13 protein-coding genes and 1 pseudogene are annotated in these 17,062 nt (G+C 68.4%); 5 read left to right on the forward strand and 9 right to left on the reverse strand.

Annotation, left to right across the window (positions count from 1 at the left end; translation table 11 throughout):
* Positions 1–34 precede the first annotated feature (34 nt).
* The 4 genes from aceE to rsgA all read right to left on the reverse strand — a co-directional run bounded on the left by aceE (position 35) and on the right by rsgA (position 7,784).
* Positions 35–2,734 (reverse strand): pyruvate dehydrogenase (acetyl-transferring), homodimeric type, encoded by a 2,700-nt coding sequence (aceE, locus tag ASD82_RS06735; protein WP_056717077.1) that lies wholly within the window; start codon positions 2,732–2,734, stop codon positions 35–37.
* A gap of 156 nt (positions 2,735–2,890) precedes the next feature.
* A complete protein-coding gene (locus ASD82_RS06740) occupies positions 2,891–5,182 on the reverse strand; it encodes an NADP-dependent malic enzyme (RefSeq protein WP_056717078.1) in 2,292 nt (763 codons plus the stop codon).
* A 104-nt stretch (positions 5,183–5,286) separates the two neighbouring features.
* Positions 5,287–6,576 (reverse strand): flavohemoglobin expression-modulating QEGLA motif protein, encoded by a 1,290-nt coding sequence (locus ASD82_RS06745; RefSeq protein ID WP_056717079.1) that lies wholly within the window; start codon positions 6,574–6,576, stop codon positions 5,287–5,289.
* A gap of 152 nt (positions 6,577–6,728) precedes the next feature.
* Positions 6,729–7,784, reverse strand: a complete 1,056-nt coding sequence (gene rsgA / locus ASD82_RS06750; protein ID WP_056717080.1) for a ribosome small subunit-dependent GTPase A — start codon at positions 7,782–7,784, stop codon at positions 6,729–6,731.
* Positions 7,785–7,955: 171 nt separating this feature from the next.
* Between rsgA and ASD82_RS06755 the strand changes: the two genes are divergently transcribed.
* A complete protein-coding gene (locus ASD82_RS06755) occupies positions 7,956–9,197 on the forward strand; it encodes an aminotransferase class I/II-fold pyridoxal phosphate-dependent enzyme (protein ID WP_056717081.1) in 1,242 nt (413 codons plus the stop codon).
* Between the two features lie 5 nt (positions 9,198–9,202).
* On the forward strand, positions 9,203–9,811 hold the full coding sequence (locus ASD82_RS06760; RefSeq protein WP_056717082.1) for an SGNH/GDSL hydrolase family protein: 609 nt from the start codon (positions 9,203–9,205) through the stop codon (positions 9,809–9,811).
* A 16-nt stretch (positions 9,812–9,827) separates the two neighbouring features.
* Here the strand turns inward: ASD82_RS06760 and ASD82_RS06765 are convergent, their stop codons facing one another.
* Together ASD82_RS06765 and ASD82_RS06770 are read right to left on the reverse strand one after the other, a co-directional pair.
* Entirely contained in the window at positions 9,828–10,613 is a 786-nt protein-coding gene (locus ASD82_RS06765; protein ID WP_056717083.1) for an SDR family oxidoreductase, read from the reverse strand.
* Entirely contained in the window at positions 10,597–11,295 is a 699-nt protein-coding gene (locus tag ASD82_RS06770; RefSeq protein ID WP_235580654.1) for a TetR family transcriptional regulator, read from the reverse strand. Before ASD82_RS06770 ends, ASD82_RS06765 begins: the two co-directional genes overlap by 17 nt.
* Before the next feature lie 114 nt (positions 11,296–11,409).
* On the opposite strand from ASD82_RS06770, the pseudogene grxD reads away from it, so the two are divergent.
* Positions 11,410–12,012 (forward strand): annotated as a pseudogene (gene grxD / locus ASD82_RS06775) (Grx4 family monothiol glutaredoxin); the annotation flags it as partial.
* 79 nt (positions 12,013–12,091) lie between these two features.
* Here the strand turns inward: grxD and ASD82_RS06780 are convergent.
* Positions 12,092–12,883 carry an AMP nucleosidase gene (locus tag ASD82_RS06780; RefSeq protein ID WP_056717084.1) on the reverse strand — a complete coding sequence of 264 codons (792 nt, stop codon included), beginning with the start codon at positions 12,881–12,883 and terminating at the stop codon, positions 12,092–12,094.
* A gap of 194 nt (positions 12,884–13,077) precedes the next feature.
* Between ASD82_RS06780 and ASD82_RS06785 the strand changes: the two genes are divergently transcribed.
* Complete coding sequence (locus ASD82_RS06785; RefSeq protein WP_200946052.1) at positions 13,078–14,022, forward strand: DegV family protein; 945 nt, start codon at positions 13,078–13,080, stop codon at positions 14,020–14,022.
* A 28-nt stretch (positions 14,023–14,050) separates the two neighbouring features.
* Here the strand turns inward: ASD82_RS06785 and ASD82_RS06790 are convergent, their stop codons facing one another.
* Positions 14,051–14,833 carry an SDR family oxidoreductase gene (locus ASD82_RS06790; RefSeq protein WP_056717086.1) on the reverse strand — a complete coding sequence of 261 codons (783 nt, stop codon included), beginning with the start codon at positions 14,831–14,833 and terminating at the stop codon, positions 14,051–14,053.
* A gap of 102 nt (positions 14,834–14,935) precedes the next feature.
* Between ASD82_RS06790 and ASD82_RS06795 the strand changes: the two genes are divergently transcribed.
* The gene (locus ASD82_RS06795) at positions 14,936–15,139 is read left to right on the forward strand and encodes a hypothetical protein (protein ID WP_007809979.1); all 204 of its coding nucleotides are present in this window, start codon (positions 14,936–14,938) and stop codon (positions 15,137–15,139) included.
* 17 nt (positions 15,140–15,156) lie between these two features.
* Here ASD82_RS06795 and sppA read toward each other — a convergent pair whose 3' ends face one another.
* The gene (gene sppA, locus ASD82_RS06800; RefSeq protein WP_056717087.1) at positions 15,157–17,016 is read right to left on the reverse strand and encodes a signal peptide peptidase SppA; all 1,860 of its coding nucleotides are present in this window, start codon (positions 17,014–17,016) and stop codon (positions 15,157–15,159) included.
* Positions 17,017–17,062 lie beyond the last annotated feature (46 nt).

Raw genomic sequence — 17,062 nt, forward strand, 5'->3', positions numbered from 1 at the left:
CCCCGCCGAAGCGGGGCTTTCGTGAGCGCGGTGCCTACTGACCCAGCGGATTGGGCCGCTCCGGGTCGAGCTTGTATTCCTTGATCGCCCGGCTGACGTCCTTGGCGTTGACCTTGCCGTCCTTCGCCAGCGCGGCCAGCGCCGCGTGGGCGATCCAGTAACGGTCGACCTCGAAGAAGTCACGCAGGTGCGCGCGGGTGTCCGAGCGGCCATAACCGTCGGTGCCGAGCACGGTGTAGCGCATGCCGTCGGGCATGAAGGCGCGGATCTGGTCGGCGAACTCGCGCACGTAGTCGGTGGCGGCGATCGCCGGGCCGGAACGCCCGTCGAGCAGGCTGGTGACATACGGCACGCGCTGCTCCGCTTCCGGATGCAGGCGATTCCAGCGCTCGGCGTCGAAGCCGTCACGACGCAATTCGACGAAGCTGGGGCACGACCAGATGTCGGACTTCACGCCGAAATCCTTCTCCAGCAGCTCGGCCGCCGCGATCACCTCGCGCAGGATCGTGCCCGAGCCCAGCAGCTGCACGCGCGGCTCGCCCTTCTTCGGCTTGCCGCCATCCTGGAACAGGTACATGCCCTTGATGATGCCTTCCTCGCTGCCCTTGGGCAGGTCGGGGTGGCTGTAGTTCTCGTTCATCACGGTGATGTAGTAGTAGTGGTCTTCCTGCTCCTGCAGCATGCTGCGCACGCCGTCCTGCAGGATCACCGCGACCTCGTAGGAGAACGTGGGGTCGTACGCCTTCACGTTGGGGATCGCGCCGGCCAGCAGGTGCGAGTGGCCGTCCTCGTGCTGCAGGCCTTCACCGTTCAGCGTGGTGCGGCCGGCCGTGCCGCCGACCAGGAAGCCGCGCGCACGCATGTCGCCGGCGGCCCAGCACAGGTCGCCGATGCGCTGGAAGCCGAACATCGAGTAGTAGATGAAGAACGGCAACATCGCCTGGTTGCTGACCGAGTAGCTGGTCGCCGCCGCCATCCACGAGGCCATGCCGCCGGCCTCGCTGATGCCCTGCTGCAGCACCTGGCCCTTCTGGTCTTCGCGGTAGTACAGCAGCTGGTCGGAGTCCTGCGGCTTGTACTTCTGGCCGAACGGCGCGTAGATGCCGATCTGGCGGAACATGCCTTCCATGCCGAAGGTGCGCGCCTCGTCGGCGACGATCGGCACGATCCGCTCGCCCAGCTGCTTGTCGCGCAGCAGCAGGTTGATGCCGCGCACCAGCGCCATGGTGGTGGAGATCTCGCGCTCGCCGGTGCCCTTGGTGATCTGCTCGAACGCGGCCAGCTCCGGCGCCTTCAGCTTGGCCTCGGCCTTGCGCCGGCGCTGCGGCAGGAAGCCGCCCAGCGCCCTGCGGCGTTCCAGCATGTACTGCACTTCCGGCGAATCCATGCCCGGGTGGTAGTACGGCACTTCGTCGTGCAGCTTGTCGTCGGCGATCGGGATCTGGAAACGGTCGCGGAAGTGGCGCACCGATTCGTCGTCCAGCTTCTTCTGCTGGTGGGTGGGGTTCTGCGATTCGCCCGAACCCAGGCCCATGCCGTAGCCCTTGACCGTCTTGGCCAGGATCACCGTCGGCATGCCCTTGGTGTTCGACGCCGCGTGGTAGGCCGCATAGACCTTGTGCGGATCATGGCCGCCACGGTTCAGCCGCCAGATGTCGTCGTCGCTGAGGTTGGCGACCATCTCGCGCGTCTCCGGATACTTGCCGAAGAAATGCTCGCGCGTGTACGCGCCGCCGAACGCCTTGCAGGCCTGGTACTCGCCGTCGACGGTTTCCATCATCAGCTTGCGCAGCACGCCCTTGTCGTCGCGCGCCAGGAGCGGGTCCCAGTAGCTGCCCCAGGCCAGCTTGATCGCGTTCCAGCCACCGCCGCGGAACACGCCTTCCAGTTCCTGGATGATCTTGCCGTTGCCGCGCACCGGGCCGTCCAGGCGCTGCAGGTTGCAGTTGATCACGAAGATCAAGTTGTCCAGGCCTTCGCGCCCGGCCAGCGAGATCGCGCCGAGCGACTCCGGCTCGTCGCACTCGCCGTCGCCCAGGAAGCACCAGATCTTGCGGTCGCTCTTCGGCACCAGGCCGCGGTTCTCCAGGTACTTGAAGAACTGTGCCTGGTAGATCGCCTGGATCGGACCCAGGCCCATCGACACCGTCGGCACCTGCCAGTAATCCGGCATCAGCCACGGATGCGGATACGACGACAGCGCGCGGCCCTTGCCGACCACTTCCATGCGGAACAGGTCGAGCTGGTCCTCGGCCAGGCGGCCTTCGAGGAACGAACGCGCGTAGACGCCCGGGCTGGAATGGCCCTGGTGGAATACCAGATCGCCCGGGTGGTCGGCGCTGGGCGCGCGCCAGAAATGGTTGAAGCCCACGTCGTACAGCGTGGCGCTGGAGGCGAAGCTGGCGATGTGGCCGCCCAGCTCGCCGGGCTTGCGGTTGGCGCGCACCACCATCGCCATCGCGTTCCAGCGGATCAGCGAGCGGATGCGCCATTCCATCGCGGCGTCGCCGGGGCTCTTCGCCTCCTGGCTGGGCGGGATCGTGTTGACGTATTCGGTGGTGGGATTGAACGGCAGATGGCCACCCGAACGGCGGGTGGTGTCGACCATCTTCTCCAGCAGGAAGTGCGCGCGCTCGGTACCGTCGTGATGGATCACCGCGTCGAGCGAATCGATCCACTCGCGGGTTTCGGTGGGGTCGATGTCCTGGTTGAGGATATCGTCGAGCTGATCCATGAAGATTCTCCGCAGCGCCGTTGCAGCGCTCATGCTTGAGGGGGAATGCCCGCCGCCGGGGAGTGCGGCGGGAATCAACGTCCAAGTCTAGCCGCTGGGCCTGAGGCTAGCCAATCCGCCTGCCATGCGCCGGCGCATGGCAGGCGTCGCAAAACTTCAGCCCTGCGAACGATTTGCCGCGCGGATCTGCGCCTCGACGCAGGCCACCGCGCTCATGTTGACCACGCGGCGCACGGTCGACTGCGGCATCAGGATGTGCGCCGGCTTGGCCACGCCCATCAGGATCGGGCCGATCACCACGCCGTCCGACAGCATGCGGGTCATGTTGTAGGCGATGTTGGCCGCGTCCAGGTTCGGGAACACGAACACGTTCGCCTTGCCCTCGAGTCGTGAATGCGGGAACAGCTTTTCGCGCAACGCCGGCACCAGCGCCACGTCGGCCTGCATCTCGCCTTCCACTTCCAGCCGCGGCGCGCGGGCGCGGATCAGCTCGAGCGCCTTGCGCATCTTCTTCGAGCCGCAGGTGTCGCGGCTGCCGAAGTTGCCGCCGGAGAGCAGCGCGATCTTGGGCTGGATGCCGAACAGCTTCAGCCGGATCGATGCCTGCAGCGTGGCCTCGGCGATCTGCTCGGGGCAGGGATCGTCCTGCACGTGGGTGTCGAGGTAAAAGAAGGTGCCCTTGTCAGTGGACACCGCGGCCATCGCCGACGGTTCCACCACGCCCTCGTCCAGGCCGATGATGTCGCGGATGTAGCGCAGCTTGCTCTGGTACTGGCCGACCAGGCCGCAGATCATCGCGTCCGCCTCGCCGCGCTCGACCATCAGCGCGGCGATCGCGGTGGGCCGCGAGCGGATCACCGCCTTGGCCATCGACGGCGTGACCCCGCGGCGCTCCATCAGCCGGTGGTAGTGCTGCCAGTAGTCGTCGAAGCGCGGGTCGGAGTTGATGTTGCAGATCTCGATGTCGACGCCGGGCTTGATGCGCAGGCCGGCGCGCTTGATGCGCTTGTCGATCACTTCGGGGCGACCGATCAGGATCGGCTTGCCCAGGCCTTCGTCGACCACCACCTGCACCGCGCGCAGCACGGTCTCTTCCTCGCCCTCGGCGTAGACCAGCCGCGCGGGCGCGGACTTGGCCCGCTCGAACACCGGCTTCATCAGCAGGCCGGTGCGGAACACGAAGCTGGTGAGGCGATCGGTGTATTCGGCGAAATCGGCCATCGGCCGCGTGGCCACGCCCGAATCCATCGCCGCCTTCGCCACCGCCGGCGGCAACTGCAGCAGCAGGCGCGGGTCGAACGGCTGCGGGATCAGGTAATTCGGCCCGAAGCTGGGCGGCTTGCCGCCGTAGGCGCGCGCACTGACGTCGGACGACTCGCGCCGCGCCAGCGCCGCGATCGCCTTGACGCAGGCGATCTTCATCGGCTCGTTGATCACCGTGGCGCCCACGTCCAGCGCGCCGCGGAACAGGTAGGGGAAGCACAGCGCGTTGTTGACCTGGTTCGGATAATCCGACCGGCCGGTGGCCATGATGCAGTCCGGCCGCACCGCCTTGGCGTCTTCCGGGGTGATCTCCGGGTTCGGGTTGGCCAGCGCGAAGATGATCGGCCGCTCGGCCATCGTGGCGACCATCTCCGGCTTCAGGATGCCGCCGGCGGACAGGCCCAGGAACACGTCCGCGCCATCGACGATCTCGGCCAGCGTGCGTGCTTTCGTGTCACGCGCGTAGCGCTGCTTGTCGGGGTCGAGGTTGGTGCGCCCGGTGTGGATCACGCCGTCGCGATCGAACGCCAGGATGTTCTGCGGCTTCACGCCCAGCGCCACCAGCATGTCCAGGCAGGAAATGCCCGCCGCGCCGGCGCCGGTGGTGGCCACGCGGATGTCCTCGATCTTCTTGCCGACCACCACCAGCGCATTGATCAGCGCCGCGCCGACGATGATCGAGGTGCCGTGCTGGTCGTCGTGGAACACCGGGATCTTCATCCGCTCGCGCAGCTTGCGCTCGACGATGAAGCACTCCGGCGCCTTGATGTCTTCCAGGTTGATGCCGCCGAAGGTCGGCTCCAGGCTGGCGATGATGTCGACCAGCTTGTCCGGGTCGTTCTCGTCGATCTCGATGTCGAACACGTCGATGCCGGCGAACTTCTGGAACAGCACGCCCTTGCCTTCCATCACCGGCTTGCTGGCCAGCGGGCCGATGTTGCCCAGGCCGAGCACCGCGGTGCCGTTGCTGATCACCGCCACCAGGTTCGAGCGCGCGGTGTATTCGGCGGCGGTGGTCGGGTCCTCGACGATCGCGTCGCAGGCCGCGGCCACACCGGGCGAATACGCCAGCGACAGGTCGCGTTGGGTCAGCAGCGAGGTGGTCGGGGTGACCTTGATCTTGCCCGGCCGGGGCAGGCGGTGATATTCGAGCGCGGCGAGGCGCAGTTCTTCGGGGAGGCTCATGGGATGCGTTGTTGTCCTTGAAGGAGCGTCGGCCGGCAGTGCAGTCGACGTGCCGTGATGTTAACACCGGCGCGGCCTGCCCCGGTTTCGACCACGGCGCGGATTCAGACGCCGGCCAGCCAGTCCTCGCCCTGCACCTGGCTCAACTGGATGCCGTTGATGAAGACCGAGAAGGCCAGCTTGCCGGCCAGTCCATGCACGTGCTGCATCCACGGCGGCAGCCAGCGCGGCGGCAGGATCGCGCCGGATTCGAAATGCGGCTGCAGCGCGATCACGTCGTGCAGGGTCAGCTTGCCGGCGAACAGGTGGCGCAGCAGATCCATCCGCCGCTGTCGCAGCGCCCAGCGGAAGAAGGTGTGCACGGTGAGCAGCCCGGACAGGTAGACGTTGTCCTTGGCGAACACCGCGCCGCCGCCCGGCGGCACGCCGCGGAACACCCGCTGGGCCGAGTGGAAGCTGTCCGCCGTGCTCTGCCCGCACAGGCTGAAATACTTGTACACCTCGACGAAATCCGCGCCGTTCAGCGCCATGTCGATGGCCAGGATGCGCAGGCTGATGCGCTTGAGCCGGGTGATGTCGATGGCGCCGGACATCAGCTCGGCGAACACCGCCAGGCCTTCCTGGGTGGCGGTGACCCGCGGCGAGGTGCGCGCCAGCGACGCCAGCAACGGCTGCCGGCGGCCGTTCAGGGCGGTCAGCGAATGCACGAAGGCCTCGTGCGCCAGCAACTGGTGGCGATCGTAATCGCTGAAGCAGTCGCCACCGCGCAGGCGGATGCGGGTGGCGCCGGCGGCGGCCTTGGCGGTCAGTTCGGGGTCCACTTCCACGCTGATCGTGCCGGCGCCGAAGAAGTCGTCGAGGGTGGCGGACAGGTCGGCGCGCAGCGCGTCGGCCGGCATGTTCACGATGCTGTCGTCGGCGAGCAGGTCCGCGCCCAGCTCGTCGGACAGGGCGACGAAGTAATGGGCGGCGTCCAGGTTGCTGCGCTGGCTGCCGGGGATCATGTCGTCCGGACGTCCATACAGGGCGATCGACGGCGCGGTGACGCCCGCGCTGCCGACCGACTCCAGCATTTCGGCGGCGATGCGCCAGGACTCGGCGGTGCGCCGCAGGTAGTCGCCCAGCGGATCGATGTCGAGCGGATCCCTGCCGCCGGCGGCGGCCTCGATCGCCGCCAGCTCGGCCCGCACGGCACTCAGCTCCGGCCGCGCGTACGTCACTTCCGGCAGGCTGAACTGGCCCCGGCTGTAGGCGTCGATCATGCGGTTTTCCAGCGACGCCGGCCACGCCACCGTGGGCAGGATGTGGATGCCGCGCACGGCCGCCAGCAGGCGCTGGTCGAGGGCGGCGTAGCGCTGCAGCTCGGGCGCGACGTGGTGATCCGGGGCGTTCATGGTGGCAGTCCAGCGCAGGTGGCGGCGTCGGCGCACCATCCGGGCGCGCGGCGGTGGGTGGCAGGCGGCGACTCCGCCAGCGCATGCCGGCGCACCCATGGCGTTGCCGCGATACTAGACGCTTCGCCCGCCAGCGTGGGAGCCGCCCGGCTTCAGTCGCGCTCGCGCTGCCCGCGATGGCCGTGCGGCCGTTCGATCGGACGGCCGCCGCGCTGCTTGCGCAGACGTGCTTCCAGCGTGGCCGCCTGCTCCTCGCGCTCGTCGTGCAGCTTGAGGTAGTTGCGCCAGCGGCCGGGCGCCAGTTCGCCATTGTCCAGCGCCACCTGCACCGCGCAGCCCGGCTCGCTGCCGTGGCCGCAGTCGGCGAACCGGCAGGCTTCGGCCAGCGCCTCGATGTCGGCGAACAGGTCGAGGTTTTCCTCGCCGGTGAGCTTCAGTTCGCGCATGCCCGGCGTGTCGATCATGCAGCCGCCGCTGGGCAGCTGCAGCAGGGCGCGATGGGTGGTGGTGTGGCGGCCACGGCTGTCGTGGCTGCGCACCTCGGCGGTGGCCATCGTGGCGGTGCCGAGCAAGGTGTTGGTCAGGGTCGACTTGCCGGCGCCGGACGAACCGACCAGCACCGCGCTGTCGCCCGGCCCGAGATAGCGGGCCAGCAAGGCCACGCTGGCCGGATCCTTGCCGTTCAAGGGATGGATCGGCACATCGGCGGGCAGCCGTGCGCGCAAGGCCGCGATCTGCGCGTCCGCATCGTCGCGGGTGTCCAGCTTGCTGAGCAGGACCACCGGCTGCGCGCCGGAGTCCTCGGTCAGCGACAGGTAGCGCTCGATCCGCGCCGGATTGAAATCGCCGTCCAGACCGGTCAGCACCAGCACGTAGTCGATGTTGGTGGCGATCAGCTGGCGCTCGTAGCGCTCGCCCGCGGCGGCGCGCGACAGCACCGTGCGCCGCGGCAGCACGTTGACGATGTGCGGCGGCTTGCCGTCGCTCACTTCGACGAAATCGCCAACCACCGGCCGCTCGCCCGCATCGATGCCGCGCTTGAGGTAGCGCCCGTCCGGCTGCGCGCCGAACAGCGTCTGGCCGTCGTGCAATTCGTAGCCGGCCCGGTGCTGGGCAACCACCCGCGCCAGCCGCAGGCCGCCATCGGGCAGCCAGTCACCACGCCAGCCGATGCTGCGCAGGCGTTCGATCGTTTCGGGATCACTCATGGGGGAGATCAGTCGGCACGGTTCGGTGATTATGCCCTGCCCGAAGATTGCCCGACGATGAACCGCAAAACGGCCGTGCAGCCCTCGCGCTGCACTGCATCACGCTGCTAGCATCGGGCTGCCGGCGGCACGACCGCCGCCCGTCATCAACCTGCGACAAGGATACCGGCGTTGGTCTCGATCACACCCAGTGCGCACCTGGCGGACGTGCGCTATGAAATCCGCGGGGCGCTGACCCGGCGCGCGCGCGAGCTGGAAGCGGCCGGGCGGGACATCATCAAGCTCAACATCGGCAACCCCGGCCGCTATGGTTTCGAGGCGCCGGCGCACCTGCGCGAGGCGATCGCCAGCCACCTGCACGACAGCGAGGCCTACGGCCACGAGCAGGGACTGGAGCTGGCCCGCGAGGCGATTGCCGCGCAACAGCGCGCCCGCGGCGCCTGCGGCGTGGACGCCGAGCGCATCTTCATCGGCAACGGCGTCAGCGAGCTGATCGACCTGTCCCTGCGCGCGCTGCTGCAGGACGGCGACGAAGTGCTGCTGCCCAGCCCGGACTATCCGCTGTGGAGCGCCGCCACCATCCTCAACGGTGGCCAGCCACGCTATTACCGCTGCCTGGCGCGCAACGGCCACCTGCCCGATCCGGACGAGATCGAGGCGCTGATCGGCCCGCGCACCCGCGCCCTGGTGCTGATCAACCCGAACAATCCCACCGGCGTCACCTACCCGCGCGCGATGCTGGAACGGCTGGTGACGATCGCGGCGCGCCATCGGCTGCTGCTGCTGGCCGACGAGATCTACGACGAGATCCTCTACGACGGCGCCCGGTTCCAGCCGCTGGCCGAAGTGGCCGGCGAGCTGCCCTGCCTCAGCTTCGGCGGCCTGTCGAAGGTCCATCGTGCCTGCGGCTACCGGGTCGGCTGGATGAGTCTTTCCGGCGACCCGACCCACAGCGCCGCCTATCGCGACGCACTGCAGCTGCTGGCTGCGTTGCGCCTGTGCGCCAACGTCACCGCGCAGTGGGCGGTGCTGCCCGCCCTGCAGGACGCGCCCACGATCGGCACGCTGACCGCGCCGGGCGGCCGCCTGCATGAGGCGCGGCGGGCCGTGCTCGACGGCGTGGCCGCCAGCGAATACCTGGAACTGGTCGCACCCGATGGCGCGCTCTACGCGTTCCCCCAGGTGCGCGCCGACCGCATTCCCGGCTTCGACGACGAAGCGTTTGCGCTGCGCCTGCTGGAAGAGGAGTCGGTGCTGGTGGTGCCCGGCAGCAGCTTCAACGTGCCGCGCAGCCGCCACTTCCGGCTGACCCTGCTGCCGCCGCCGGCGCAGCTGCATGAAGTGTTCGTGCGCATCGAACGGGTGCTGGCGGGGATGGCGCGCGAGCAGTCACCCGCCGCCGCGGTGGCCTGAACGTCGTGCCGACGGGTTATCTCGCGCTCGGCGATTCGTACACGATCGGCGAGGCCGTGGCGGCCGACGAACGCTGGCCGGCCCTGCTGGCGCGGCAGTTGCGGGCGGATGGCTTGCCGATCGACGAGCCGCAGATCATCGCGGTCACCGGCTGGACCACCGACGAGCTGGCGCAGGGCATGGACCAGGCCGCGCTGCACCCGCCCTACGCGCTGGTCAGCCTGCAGATCGGCGTGAACAACCAGTATCGCGGCCGGCCGGCCGACGAATACCGCACGCAGTTCGCCGCGCTGCTGGCCCGCGCCACGGCACTGGCGGGTGGCCGCGCCGCCCGCGTGGTGGTGGTATCGATTCCCGACTGGGGCGTCACCCGCTTCGCCGGCGAACAGGGCCGCGACCGCTCGGTGATCGCGGCGGAACTGGACGTCTACAACGCGATCGCCCGCCACGAGAGTGCGCGCGCGGGCGCCGGTTTCGTCGACATCACCGGCATCTCGCGGGCGCATCCACAGCTGGTCGCCGCAGACGGACTGCATCCTGCCGCCGACCAGTACCGGCGCTGGCTGGCCGCGATCGCCCCGGTGGCGGCGGACGCCTTGCGCACGCAGGGCTGATCACCGCCGCACCGGCTCAGTTGCGCATCAGCCTGCCCGCGACCCGCGCCGACAGCACGCGCGGCGTCAGCCGGATCGAATGGGCCATCAAGGCATTGACCCAACCCGTGATCACCCCGGCGCGCCCGGCCAGCATCGCGTCGATGCCGCGCCTGGCCACCGCCGGCGCCTCCATCCGGGTCAGCCGCTGGTACCAGGTGGCGCGCTGGCCGGACACTTCGAGGAAACGGGTAGCGGTGACCCCGGGGGAAACCACGGTGCAATGCACGCCGCTGTCCCGCAGCTCCTCGTCCAGCGCGTGGGAGAACGCCAGCACGTAGCTCTTCGCCGCCGCGTAGGCGGCGTAGCCGGGCGTAGGCTGGAACGCGCCGGTCGATGCCACCTGCAGCACGCGGCCGTAGCCGCGCTGGCGCATGCCCGGCAGGAACAGGCGGGTCAGATGGGTGAGCGCCATCACGTCCACCATCAGCATGCTTTCCAGGCGCGCCCAATCGGTGTCGGCAAATTCACCGAACACGCCGAAGCCGGCGTTGTTGACCAGCGCATCGATCTGCACGCCGGCACTGGCCAGGTTCGCCACCAGCGCTTCGCGCGCGCCCGCGTCGACAAGGTCAGCCGGATGCACCTGCACCATCGCACCGTCGGCGCGCAATTCATCGGCCAGTTGCTGCATCGGTGCCTCGCTGCGCGCCACCAGCACGAGGTTCCAGCCACGCCGTGCCAGCTCGCGGGCAAAGGCCACGCCCAGCCCGCTGGAAGCGCCGGTCACCAGGGCGGTGCGGTGATCAGGTTCGGGGGTCATGCAAGGTCTCCGGGCAGGTACGCAAGCCGGCAATCAGGGCCAGCAGAAGTCGCCGCAGTTCGGCGGAAAAGTCGATCACGAAGCCGGACAGATCCGGCGCAGCCAGCAGCGCGGCCCGCAACGGCGCCGGCGGCGCCGCCATCTGTGCCAGGCCGGGGACGATCGCCTGCAGCCACAGCAGCAGGCGGCTGCCTGCACCGGGCGACAGCTGCAGCCGCTGTTCCAGCGCGGCGCCGCTGGCGGTCACCCGCTGCGCCAGTTGCCGCTTGAACGCCAGCACCTCGGCCACCGGCACGTTGTGTTCCAGCACGGCATGCAGCACGCCCATCAGCTGCAGCAGCAGCGGACGCCGGGCGAAATCCTGCAGCAGCCCGTCGATCCAGCCGTCGAGGTTGCTGGCGGCGGACGCCTGCAGCCGTGCATCGAAGGCATCGAACCAGCCGAGGTAATGCTCGGCCAGCAGTTGCAGGAACAGCGCCTCCCGGGTGGGGAAGTACAAGTAGCTGGTGCCCTTGGCCACGCCGGCCGCCGCCGCCACGTCGCTCATCGTGATCGCCGCATACGGCCGCTCCGACAGCAGCCGCAGCGCGGCGGCAAGGATTTCGCTGCGGCGGCGATCCTTCAGGTCGGCGCTGACGGCGCGACGACCCGGACCGATCTTGGCGGGAGCTTTGTTGACCATTGGTCATTTATAAATGACCGGAAGTCATTTTTCAAGCTGATCCGGGTCAAGTCAGCCGGCCCCGCAGGCGCGGTATCATGGACGGTCTCCCCCCGATCTTCAGGAAATCACGCCATGTCGCTCGATCCCGGCACCCGCGAACGCATCGAAACCCTGCTCAGGGAGCACCGCGTGGTGCTGTTCATGAAGGGCAACCGCAGCCAGCCGATGTGCGGCTTCTCCGCCGCCGCCACCAACACGCTCAACGAACTGTTGCCGGAATACCACACGGTCAACGTGCTGGACGATCCGGAGATCCGCGAAGGCATCAAGGCCTTTGGCGACTGGCCGACGATTCCGCAGCTGTACGTGGAAGGCGAGCTGGTCGGCGGCGCCGACATCATTCGCCAGATGTACGGCAGCGGCGAACTGCACCAGCTGTTCGGCGTGTCCGCACCGGACCGCACGCCGCCGGAAATCACCATCACCGACGCCGCCGCCGAGGCGATCCGCCAGGGCACCGCGAACGCCCAGGGCGTGGCGCTGCACCTGGAGATCGGCCCCGACCACAGCGCCGGTTTCCAGCTGGCGCCGGCCAGCGAGCACGACATCGTGGCGGTGGCCAACGGCCTCGAAGTGCATTTTGATCCGGCCAGCGCACAGCGTGCCCGGGGCATCGTGATCGACTGGGTGTCCACCGTGCAGGGCGAAGGCCTCAGCCTGAAATTCCCGGGCGCGCCGGAAGCCTGATCGGGCATTCGACCCGGTCGACTCGCTACATGAAGAGCCCCGCCATGGCGGGGCTCTTCATTGCAGCTCATTCCGACTCGATCTCTTCCTCGAAGCGCAGGTGCTTCACGCTGCGACCGTTGCGACGCACCAGCTTGAGTGCCTCGATGCCGATCTTGATATGGGCCTCGACATACTTCGCGGTGATGCTGCGATCGCTGGCCTCGGTCTTGACGCCCTCGGGCACCATCGGCTGGTCCGATACCAGCAGCAGCGCGCCGCACGGAATCCGGTTGGCGAAGCCGGCGGCGAAGATCGTCGCCGTCTCCATGTCCACCGCCATGCAGCGGGTGCGCCGCAGGTAATCCTTGAACGTGTCGTCGTGTTCCCACACGCGCCGGTTGGTGGTGTAGACCGTGCCGGTCCAGTAGTCGTGGCCAAGGTCGCGGATCATGGTGGACACGGCACGCTGCAACTGGAACGCCGGCAACGCCGGCACCTCCGGCGGCAGGTAGTCGTTGCTGGTGCCTTCGCCACGGATCGCTGCGATCGGCAGCACCAGGTCGCCCAGCTGGTTCTTCTTCTTGACCCCGCCGCACTTGCCCAGGAACAGCGCGGCCTGCGGTTCGATCGCACCGAGCAGGTCCATCACGGTCGCCGCGTTGGGGCTGCCCATGCCGAAGTTGATCAGGGTGATGCCGTCGGCGGTGGCGTTCGGCATCGGCCGGTCGCGGCCCTGCACCTCCACGCCATGCCACTGGGCGAACAGCTCCACGTAATTGCCGAAATTGGTCAGCAGGATGTGTTCGCCGAATTGCTCCAGCGCGGTGCCGGTATAGCGCGGCAGCCAGTTGGAGACGATTTCCTGTTTGCTTTTCATCTGGGTATTGCCCGAATCACGTTACCGGCGACGCCACGCCGGCGAGATGCCAGTTCAGTGGCTTCATTTTAGGGGGGCCGTCGGCCCCCGACCAGCCGGATCATCGCGGCGTTCGTTCAAAGTCGCGACAGACGCCACAATCACGGCCCTCATGTTATGTTTTGCCTGCCATCAATGTTGCGGGGGACTACCTGATGCGGATGGGTCTGGCAATCGATGCGGCCTGCGATCTTTCGCAGGAGTTCCTTCAGAAGCACGACATCGCGGTGATGCCGATCACGGTCCGGATCGACCGCGAAGTCTTCATGGATGACCGCCGGCCGGAGGAGATCCAGCGCTTCATCAACCGCCGGCTGGGCAACCGCAGCCATTCGGCCGAGACCGAACCGTGCCCGGTGGAAGAGGTCCAGAAGCTGTTCCTGGAAAAACTGGTGCTGGAACAGGACTGCGTGTTCTGCCTGACCATCACCGCCACCCGCAGCCCGATCAACGAGCACGTCAACAAGGCCAGCTTCGGCATCCTCAAGAACTATCGCCAGGTGCGCGACCAGGCCGGCGTCCCCGGCCCGTTCATGATGCGCGTGGTCGACACCCGCAACATCTTCGCCGGCGCCGCGCCGGCGATCTACGAGGCGACCCGCCTGATCGCCGCCGACGAACCGCCCGCCGCGATCCGCGAGCGACTCACCCATGTCGCCAATCACACCTATGGCTACATGCTGCCGCGTGACCTTTACTACCTGCGCGCCCGCGCCAAGAAGAAGAACGACCGCAGCGTGGGCCTGGTCAGTGCCATGCTGGGCTCGGCACTCGACATCAAGCCGATCCTGCGCTGTTTCCAGGGCGAAACCGGCCCGGTCGGCAAGGTGCGCGGCTTCGAGCAGGGCGCCGAAGCGCTGTTCGGCTACGTGACCAAACGGGTCCGCGCCGGCCTGATCGTGCCCATGGTGTGCGCCAGCTACGGCGGCGACCTTGCCGTGCTGGAGCACCTGCCCGGCTATCTCGAGCTGCGCCAGGCCTGCGAGGAATGCGGCGTCGAGCTGATGGAAGCGCCGATGAGCATCACCGGCATGGTCAACGTGGGCGAGGGCGCGGTCACCATCGGCTTTGCCGCCGAGGATCACGTGGCCGAGTTCTGACGCCGCGGCGCGCCGGCGCGCGCAAGGCTCAGAAGCCGTAGTTCAGGAAGCCGCCATCCACCGCCAGCACCTGGCCGGTGATGTAGCTGGCTGCGGGCAGGCACAGGAAGGCGATCGCCGCCGCGACTTCCTCCGGTTCGCCGATCCGGTCCAGCGGCGTGCGATCGAGCACCTCGTCGAGGTAGTCGGCATCGGCCAGCGCCGGTTCGGAGCGCTGGGTGCGGATGTACCACGGCGCCACGGCGTTGACCCGGATGCCGTCCACCGCCCATTCGGCGGCCAGGTTGCGAGTGAGCTGGTGCAGTGCGGCCTTGCTCATCCCGTAGGGCGAACCGGTGCGCACGTGGGTCATTCCGGACACCGAGCCCACGTTGACGATCGCCGCATGCGCGTGCTGCACCAGCTGCGGATGCGCCAGCCGGCACATCTCGAACGCGCTGAAAAGGTTCTGCTCGAAGATCCGGCGCCAGTCGTCCACGCGATAGTCGAGCGTGGCGCCGGGCTGGTTGCCGCCGGCGTTGTTGACCAGCAGCGACAGCGGCGTGCCCAGGTCGGCGATCCAGTCGAACACGGCCAGCCGATCCTCCGCTTCGCTGACGTCGGCGGCGAACGCCATCACCTCGCTGGCGGGGAAATCGTCGGCCAGCTCGACCCTGACCTGCTCCAGGTGATCCGCATCGCGCGCCACCAGCAGCAGGTTGGCGCCCAGCTCGGCCAGCTCGCGCGCCGTGGCGTGGCCGATGCCCTTGCTGGCGCCGGTGATCAGGGCGTTGTGGCCTTGCAGTTGCCAGGCATCGAGGCGGCTGTTCATCCGGTCAGCTTAAAGCCTCATACGCAGGCTGCCAACGCGTTCCTTGCCTGGCGCCCGCCACTGGCGGGACACTCGCCGCATCCATCACGCACGGACATCGCCATGAAGCTGCTGCCGCTCCTGCTCTGCCTTGCCGCGCTGGGCGCATGCTCGCGCAAGCCGCCCGAACCGCAGGCGAAACCGGCCGCGGTCAGCACGCCGTTCGACGCGATGCGCGCCGACGAGCAGCGCGCGAAGGACGTCAGCAAGGCGCTGGAGAAAAAATCCGCCGAGCAGGACAAGCAGATCGAGGCCGCGGGCCAGTAGCCGCTGGCGGCCTCAGCTCAACGCGGACGGCACAGGCAGTCAGCGTAGATGTTCGGCGTGCCCGCCTTCGCATTGCGCAGCAACTGCAGTTCGGGGGCTTTCGCCGGCAGCTGGGCGACCCAGTCCGGCAGGCGCACGCCGAACGATTGCAGCACATGCACGCTGGCGCTCTGGCTGAGGCCCATCAGGAAGCGCTCGAAGCCGCCTTGCGGCGGTTCCACGTAGCGCACCGGATAGCCCTTGCCCAGCCGGGCCAGACGACCCGCCTCGGCCACCGCCGCGTCCAGCCCGCCGAGCTGGTCGACCAGGCCACGCTGCAGCGCCTGCTCGCCGGTCCACACCCGCCCCTGCGCGATGGCGTCGATCGCCTGGTAGCTCTTGCCCCGGGCCTTGGCCACGCTGCCCACGAAATCGCGATAGCCCTTGTCGATGATCGCCTGGATCACCGTGCCGACCTTCGGATCGAGCGGACGGGTGATGTCGAACGCGCCGGCCATCGGCCCGGTGCTGACGCCGTCGCTCTGCACGCCGAGCCTGGCCAGCGTGCCGGGCACCGTGTAATACAGGCCGAAGATGCCGATCGATCCGGTGATCGTGTTGGGCTCGGCGAAGATGCGGTTCGCATTCATCGAGATCCAGTAGCCGCCGCTGGCCGCCACGTCGCCCATCGAGACCACCACGGGAATGCCGGCCGTGCGGGTCAGCTCGACCTCGCGGCGGATCTGCTCGGCGGCATACACCTCGCCGCCGGGCGAATTGACCCGCAGCACCAGCGCCCTGGTCTTGCGATCCTCGCGGGCGCTGCGGATCAGCGCCGCCGTCGATTCGCCACCGATCGAACCGGGACCGCGCTTGCCGCCGGCAATCTCGCCCTCGGCCACCACGATCGCCACGCCCGCGGCGGGCAGATCGCCATCGCTCGACACTGCGGAGACATAACGGTCCAGCGCGATCTGGCGGAAGTCGTGGCCCTTGCGGTCGGCCGGCACGCCTTCCTTGCGCATCATCGCGATCAGGTCGGCCCGCGTGGCCAGCCCATCGACCAGGTGCTGGTTCAGCGCCAGCTCGGCGAGGTTGCCCTGGGTGCTGGCGATATGCTCGGGCAGGTTGTCGACGTCGTCGCGCAACGTGGCGGGGTCCAGCTTGCGCAGCTGCGCCACCTCGGCCAGGTAGCCCGTCCACAGGCCACCCATCCAGTAGCTGTCGGCCTGCTTCGCCTCGGTCGAGGCGTGGTCGAGGATGTACGGCTCGGCCGCGCTCTTGAACTCGCCGACCCGGAACAGGTGGACGTCCACGCCGAGCTTGTCCAGCAGGTCCTTGTAGAACAGCCGGTAATTGGCCAGGCCGGTGAGCATCACGCCGCCCTGCGGATCGACCAGCAGCCGGTCGGCGTGGGCCGCCAGGTAATACTGGCCCTGGTCCAGGTTCACGCCCCAGGCGATCACCGGCTTGCCCGCCGCCCGGAACCGGTCCAGCGCCGCGCCGACTTCGCGCAACGCGGCAAAGCCGCCGCCCTGCAATTCGTCGGGCAGCAGCAGGATGCGGCTGATCCGCGGATCCTTCGCCGCGGCATCGATCGCGCCGACCAGGTCGCGCAGTTGCACCTGCCTGGGCTCTTCGCCGGACAACCCGTCCAGCGCGCGCTGCAGCGGATCGATGCTGGACTGCTCGACCAGCTGCCCCCGCGGCTTGATCACCAGCACGCTGTCGGACTGCACCGTGCGATCCACGTCGGCGCCGAGCACCAGCAGCAGGATGAACAGCAGGCCGAAGAACACCACGTTGATGATGATCAGCCGACAGCCGTTGATGAAACGCCCCACGGCGCAGAGAAAGGCCCAGAAGCCGTTGCGGCGGAGCGGTGGCGGTGAGGTCATGCGATGGGTAGTCCGTGTTTGATGGGCCAGCGTAGCGGGTCGAGGG

Source organism: Rhodanobacter sp. Root179, assembly GCF_001428465.1.
Taxonomy (GTDB): domain Bacteria; phylum Pseudomonadota; class Gammaproteobacteria; order Xanthomonadales; family Rhodanobacteraceae; genus Rhodanobacter.

What these genes read in the sequence shown, in the direction of transcription:
- ASD82_RS06740 (WP_056717078.1), bottom strand. Translation starts at nt 5,182, where the DNA reads ATGAGCCTCCCCGAAGAACTGCGCCTCGCCGCGCTCGAATATCACCGC.
- sppA (WP_056717087.1), bottom strand. Translation starts at nt 17,016, where the DNA reads ATGACCTCACCGCCACCGCTCCGCCGCAACGGCTTCTGGGCCTTTCTC.
- ASD82_RS06785 (WP_200946052.1), top strand. Translation starts at nt 13,078, where the DNA reads ATGCGGATGGGTCTGGCAATCGATGCGGCCTGCGATCTTTCGCAGGAG.
- aceE (WP_056717077.1), bottom strand. Translation starts at nt 2,734, where the DNA reads ATGGATCAGCTCGACGATATCCTCAACCAGGACATCGACCCCACCGAA.
- ASD82_RS06765 (WP_056717083.1), bottom strand. Translation starts at nt 10,613, where the DNA reads ATGACCCCCGAACCTGATCACCGCACCGCCCTGGTGACCGGCGCTTCC.
- ASD82_RS06795 (WP_007809979.1), top strand. Translation starts at nt 14,936, where the DNA reads ATGAAGCTGCTGCCGCTCCTGCTCTGCCTTGCCGCGCTGGGCGCATGC.
- ASD82_RS06790 (WP_056717086.1), bottom strand. Translation starts at nt 14,833, where the DNA reads ATGAACAGCCGCCTCGATGCCTGGCAACTGCAAGGCCACAACGCCCTG.
- rsgA (WP_056717080.1), bottom strand. Translation starts at nt 7,784, where the DNA reads ATGAGTGATCCCGAAACGATCGAACGCCTGCGCAGCATCGGCTGGCGT.
- ASD82_RS06770 (WP_235580654.1), bottom strand. Translation starts at nt 11,295, where the DNA reads ATGGTCAACAAAGCTCCCGCCAAGATCGGTCCGGGTCGTCGCGCCGTC.
- ASD82_RS06780 (WP_056717084.1), bottom strand. Translation starts at nt 12,883, where the DNA reads ATGAAAAGCAAACAGGAAATCGTCTCCAACTGGCTGCCGCGCTATACC.
- ASD82_RS06745 (WP_056717079.1), bottom strand. Translation starts at nt 6,576, where the DNA reads ATGAACGCCCCGGATCACCACGTCGCGCCCGAGCTGCAGCGCTACGCC.